The following is a 4,959-nucleotide window of genomic DNA, read 5'->3' on the forward strand; positions in this document are numbered from 1 at the left end:
CATTTCTTGTAGCCTGCGGTGGGGTCGAGCCGCAGCAGGCGCATCGCCCAGAGAAGCCGGCGATGAACGGGCTTCAGACCGTCGCGAACATCCGGAAGCGAGCGGGCCGTGATCGTCGAGAGGGCATAGACGAGGTAGCGGTCGGACAGCGCGCTGTCGAACGGCGTGTTGCGGATGTTGTCGTCGGGAAGCTCGGCGATATCGGTCATGACGATGCTGTAGCGGCTAAGGGGCACGCGGGGAAAGAGGCTTGCCGCCAGCGCTCGCCTTCGTGACGCCGCAGGCGCCTTTAACCCCCCGCATTATTTTATGTGTCCGACCGATTACAGGGGGGTGACGCGGCACGGCACCGACGCCATCATGTCACCGATAACGAGAAGATGGACCTCTGCCGCAATGCGCTTCTACCGCCCGATTGCCCTGTTCGGTCTCGGCTGCCTCGCCGCGACCGCCGCCCCCGCCATCGAGAACAGCCGGCCGCAGCCGCTCCCGATCGAGCGGCACCTTCCTGCGGCAAAGGACGTCCCCTATCCCGGGACGCTCCGTCTCGATGTCGACGCGACCGATGTCGCGCGCGGCATCTTCACGGTGCGGCAGAATATTCCGGTCGCACAGTCCGGCACGCTCTACCTGCTCTATCCGCAGTGGCTGCCCGGCAATCATGCGCCGCGCGGGCCGATCGACGACGTCGCCAATCTGCGCATCAGCGGCGGGGGCAAGCCGCTCGCCTGGAAGCGAGATCCGGTCGATGTCTATGCGATCGCGGTCGACATACCGGCTGGCGTCTCGAACATCGACCTGAGCTTCGACTATGTCTCGCCGGTCAGCAGCGGGCAGGGGCGTGTCGTGATGACCCGTGAGATGCTGAGCCTGCAGTGGAATCTCTTGGCCTTCTATCCCGCCGGCTATTTCACGCGGGGCATAGCGGTCGCCGCATCGGCGAAGCTGCCGGCGAACTGGGGCTATGGCACCGCGTTGTCGACCGACGCCCGCGATCCCGACGGCACCGTCCGTTTCAAGTCGGTCGACTTCGAAACCCTGGTGGACAGCCCGATGCTTGCGGGCGCCAACTTTAGGCAGGTCACACTGAGCCCGAAGGTCCGGCTGAACATCGCGGCGGACAGTCCGTCGGAACTGCGCGCGAGCGACGAGCAGCTCGCGCTCCACCGCAACCTCGTCGATCAGGCCGTCAAACTGTTCGGCGCCGAACATTATGACCGTTACGAGTTCCTGTTGTCGATCAGCGACAGGCTCGGCGGTATCGGCCTCGAACATCAGCGATCGAGCGAGAATGGCGTCGCTACCGGCTATTTCACCCGCTGGGACGAGCAGACCGCCCGCCGCAACCTGCTGCCGCATGAATATGCACACAGCTGGAACGGCAAATATCGCCGGGGCGCCGATCTGTTCACCCCCGACTACAGCACCCCGATGCGCAATTCGCTGCTCTGGGTCTATGAAGGGCAAACCCAATATTGGGGCTATATCCTTCAGGCGCGATCGGGTCTGGTTTCCGCCGACGACACGCTCGCCGCCATGGCCATGATCGCGGCCCAGCTCGACAACCGCCCCGGCCGAAGCTGGCGCCCGCTGATCGATACAACCAGCGATCCGATCATCGCCGCACGCCGCCCCCAGCCCTGGACCAGCCTGCAACGTTCCGAGGATTATTATGCCGAGGGCATGCTGATCTGGCTCGATACCGACATGCAGATCCGGGCGCTGACCAAGGGCAGGAGATCGCTCGACGATTTTGCCCGCGCCTTCTTCGGAATGCGCGACGGCGACTGGGGCACCCTGCCCTACACGCTCGACGAGATCGTGGCGACGTTGAACGCGATCGTTCCCTATGACTGGCGCGAATTCCTTGCCAGTCGCGTCGACCGAACGCGGGACCGCGCGCCGCTCGACTGGATCGAACGCGGCGGCTACCGGCTGGTCTACGATCGCAAACCGACCAGCTACTGGCGAACCGAGGAACGGCGCCGCAAGATCGCGGACTACAGCTATTCGCTGGGCCTCGTGGTGGACGCCGCAGACCGCAGCATCGAGCAGGTGATATGGGACAGCCCGGCCTTCGCGGCAGGCCTCACCAACAACGACAATATCGTCGCCGTCGAGGGCGAGGCGTTCGACGGGGGCCGCATGACCGCGCTGATCGATGCAGCGGCCACATCCAAGAAGCCCATCGAGATGATCATCCGCCGGGGTGACCAATATCGTGTCGTCAGCATCCCCTATTTCGGCGGAAACCGCTTTCCGCGCCTCGAACGAGCCGGATCCCGTGCCGGCTGGCTCGACGATCTGCTCGCGCCAAAGGGCTGAGATTGCAGTTGAAGCGATGAAAGCGGGAAATGGTTTCGGCGCTGGCTGCCGAAGCAGGCAATCCTTGCAAAATCGACGGTGCGACAATGGTCTAATTGGAATAGACTCGCCCGGCGCCTATGCCGCCCCTCTTGCAGTGGGACGGGCGTGGCGTCGACGTGATCATATTGGAAAATGCCGACGACGGCGAATATCTGCGCTGGCGCTATTGGGAAGCGGTCAACGCGGCGCGCCATGCCGTGTCGATCGAGAACCGCACACGGCATATCAGGGTCGCCGAAAGCTACAGGCTGCAATCGCGCCAGGCGGGTCTCGACCTCCCCGCGCTCGATCTGGTCGACCTGCCGGAGTTGCCAGCGGTGCGGAAAGTCTGAGCCACCGACAGGGCGTCCGTGTCGATCAGCCCACGAAGGCCTTTTCGATCACATAATCGGCCGGCTTGGCGTTCGAGCCTTCCTCGAAACCGAGCTTCTCGAGAATGGCCGAGCAGTCGCGGATCATGTCCATGCTGCCGCACATCATCACCCGGTCGGTCGCAGGGTCGAGACGCGCCTCACCGTCAACGCCATCGAACAGGCCGCCATTTTCCATCAACGTGGTGATGCGCTGCTGGCGTGGGAAGGGTTCGCGGGTGACGATGGGCACGTAGCGGAACTTGGCCGCGGCCTCTTCCTCGACCAGCGGATCACCGGCGAGACGGCTCTCGAGCACGTCACGGAAGGCCAGGTCGCTGAGGTGACGGACGCTGTGCACGATCACGACCTGTTCGTAGCGCTCATAGATGTCGGGGTCGCGCATGATCGACAGGAAGGGCGCAAGCCCGGTACCCGTCGCGAGCAGGAACAGACGCTTGCCGGGGGTCAGCGCATCGGCAACCAGCGTGCCGGTGGTCTTGCGCGCGACATAGATTTCGTCGCCCGGAATGATGTGGCGCAGGCGCGAGGTCAGCGGGCCGTCCTCGACCGCGATCGAGAGAAACTCGATCTCGTCCGAATAGGAAGGGCTGGCGATCGAATAGGCGCGCAGCAGCGGCCGAGCTTCGGTCGGCAGGCCGATCATCACGAACTCGCCCGAGCGGAAGCGCAGCGAAGCGGGCCGGTCGACCGCGAAACTGAAGAGATGCTCGTTCCAATGCTTCACCCAGAGCACGGTCTGGATGTTGAAGGCGTCGTTCGGGGCGATCTTCACCGCTTCCGTACGGCTGCTCATTAGCTCGTTCCTTTCAAACCCGCTGGTAGCCGATCCTTGGCTCAGGTGGGGTCCCATAGAGCCCATGGACCGCGCTTGCCACACCCGTTTTCGTTGGGCGCGATACAGCTAATCTTGTCACGGGTCAGCATTGCTGTCGCAACGCCTCGCCCACTTCTCCGGAGTTGGAAATGGGCGAGGCGAGGCGCCGCCCCCGTCGAGCCACCGGCTTCGACTCAGGGGCGAATTGCGGACCGCCGGTCGAGCCACGGCGGCGGTACGCAAGAGCGTTCGAGTTGGGCCGCGGGATGCGGATCGCGCGGCGTGCCGGGCCCGATCAGGCCCAGAAAGCGATCGAGCAGTTCCTCTCCCTGCGACCAGCGACCGATGCCGTCGATCGGGCGAAAATGTCCGCAACCTGGCATGAGCGCAAAGCCGCATCCCCATTGCCGGGCGAGGCTGAATCCCCGGTCGACCGCAAGATGCGGATCATCATCGCTGGCGACGACCAGCGCGGGGAACGGGAAAATGCTTTGCGGCAGCGGCAGGAAGTCGGCTAGCCGCTCATCTCCGGCCAGGTTCGGATCATTCGGCGCTACGAGCAGCGCGCCGACGATCGAAGCCTCGCTCTCGATGCTCATCAGACTGGACCAGGCGGCCAGACCGAGCGCGCCGACCCCATGGCCGACCAGGAACACCGGTCCCGTCATGGCGCGGACTTGGCGATCTATCCACGAGACCAGCGCATTGCGGCGCGGTACGAGCGCATGGCCGAGGTCGACTTTCCGGCAGTCGAGCCGCCGCTGCGCCCACTGGTCCTGCCAATAATCCCCCGGCCCAAAATCGCAATCGGGCAGCAGCAGAACGGTCGGCTCCAACGCGGCATATTCGAAACGGTCGGCGGGCATGGGCGCCTCCACGACTCGCCCTGCGGTGCAGGACTTCCGTAGCGGCACATTATGTCTATCGATGGAGTTGTAAAATGGGCTGCGACCAGCCGCACCTGGCGCACGCCGAAGCGGGGCGCCCCCCGCCTCGGCTCACACGCACAGCCTATTTGCCGCGGTTCTTGCGGTGGCTTTCGAGGTCCAGGATCATGTTCTCGCCCTCGGGCATCAGACCCAGCCGGCGCGCGATCTCCTGATAGGCCTCGACCTCGCCGCCAAGATCCTGCCGGAAACGATCCTTGTCGAGCTTCTCGCCGGTGGTCATGTCCCACAGGCGGCAGCCGTCCGGACTGATTTCGTCGGCCAGGATGACGCGGCTGTAATCATTGTCCCAAAAGCGGCCGAACTCCAGCTTGAAGTCGACCAGGCGAATCCCGATGCCCGCGAACAGACCGCACATGAAGTCGTTCACGCGGATCGCCATGTCGGCGATGTCGTGCATCTCTTCCTGGCTCGCCCAGCCGAAGCAGGCGATATGCTCATCCGCCACCATCGGATC

General features: G+C 64.3%; 6 protein-coding genes. 2 read left to right on the forward strand and 4 right to left on the reverse strand.

Annotated elements, in window-relative coordinates; translation table 11 throughout:
* Nucleotides 1–209 (reverse strand): DNA gyrase subunit A (locus KAY22_RS24420; RefSeq protein ID WP_296625738.1); only part of this gene is annotated, 209 nt, incomplete at its 3' end.
* Between the two features lie 187 nt (nt 210–396).
* Between KAY22_RS24420 and KAY22_RS24425 the strand changes: the two genes are divergently transcribed.
* A complete protein-coding gene (locus KAY22_RS24425) occupies nt 397–2,325 on the forward strand; it encodes a peptidase M61 (protein ID WP_296625739.1) in 1,929 nt (642 codons plus the stop codon).
* 119 nt (nt 2,326–2,444) lie between these two features.
* Nucleotides 2,445–2,699, forward strand: coding sequence for a hypothetical protein (locus KAY22_RS24430; RefSeq protein WP_296625740.1), 255 nt, complete (start codon nt 2,445–2,447; stop codon nt 2,697–2,699).
* A gap of 25 nt (nt 2,700–2,724) precedes the next feature.
* Here the strand turns inward: KAY22_RS24430 and KAY22_RS24435 are convergent, their stop codons facing one another.
* The 3 genes from KAY22_RS24435 to KAY22_RS24445 all read right to left on the reverse strand — a co-directional run.
* Nucleotides 2,725–3,534: a ferredoxin--NADP reductase gene (locus KAY22_RS24435; protein WP_296625741.1), complete on the reverse strand. Its 810-nt coding sequence runs from the start codon at nt 3,532–3,534 to the stop codon at nt 2,725–2,727.
* 215 nt (nt 3,535–3,749) lie between these two features.
* Nucleotides 3,750–4,421, reverse strand: a complete 672-nt coding sequence (locus tag KAY22_RS24440) for an alpha/beta hydrolase (RefSeq protein WP_296625742.1) — start codon at nt 4,419–4,421, stop codon at nt 3,750–3,752.
* Nucleotides 4,422–4,566: 145 nt separating this feature from the next.
* Nucleotides 4,567–4,959, reverse strand: a 393-nt coding sequence (locus KAY22_RS24445; RefSeq protein ID WP_296625743.1) for a phosphoribosylaminoimidazolesuccinocarboxamide synthase, incomplete at its 5' end; no start/stop codon positions are given.

Source organism: Rhizorhabdus sp., assembly GCF_018006725.1.
Lineage (GTDB): Bacteria > Pseudomonadota > Alphaproteobacteria > Sphingomonadales > Sphingomonadaceae > Rhizorhabdus.

What these genes read in the sequence shown, in the direction of transcription:
- KAY22_RS24435 (WP_296625741.1), bottom strand. Translation starts at nt 3,534, where the DNA reads ATGAGCAGCCGTACGGAAGCGGTGAAGATCGCCCCGAACGACGCCTTC.
- KAY22_RS24430 (WP_296625740.1), top strand. Translation starts at nt 2,445, where the DNA reads ATGCCGCCCCTCTTGCAGTGGGACGGGCGTGGCGTCGACGTGATCATA.
- KAY22_RS24425 (WP_296625739.1), top strand. Translation starts at nt 397, where the DNA reads ATGCGCTTCTACCGCCCGATTGCCCTGTTCGGTCTCGGCTGCCTCGCC.
- KAY22_RS24440 (WP_296625742.1), bottom strand. Translation starts at nt 4,421, where the DNA reads ATGCCCGCCGACCGTTTCGAATATGCCGCGTTGGAGCCGACCGTTCTG.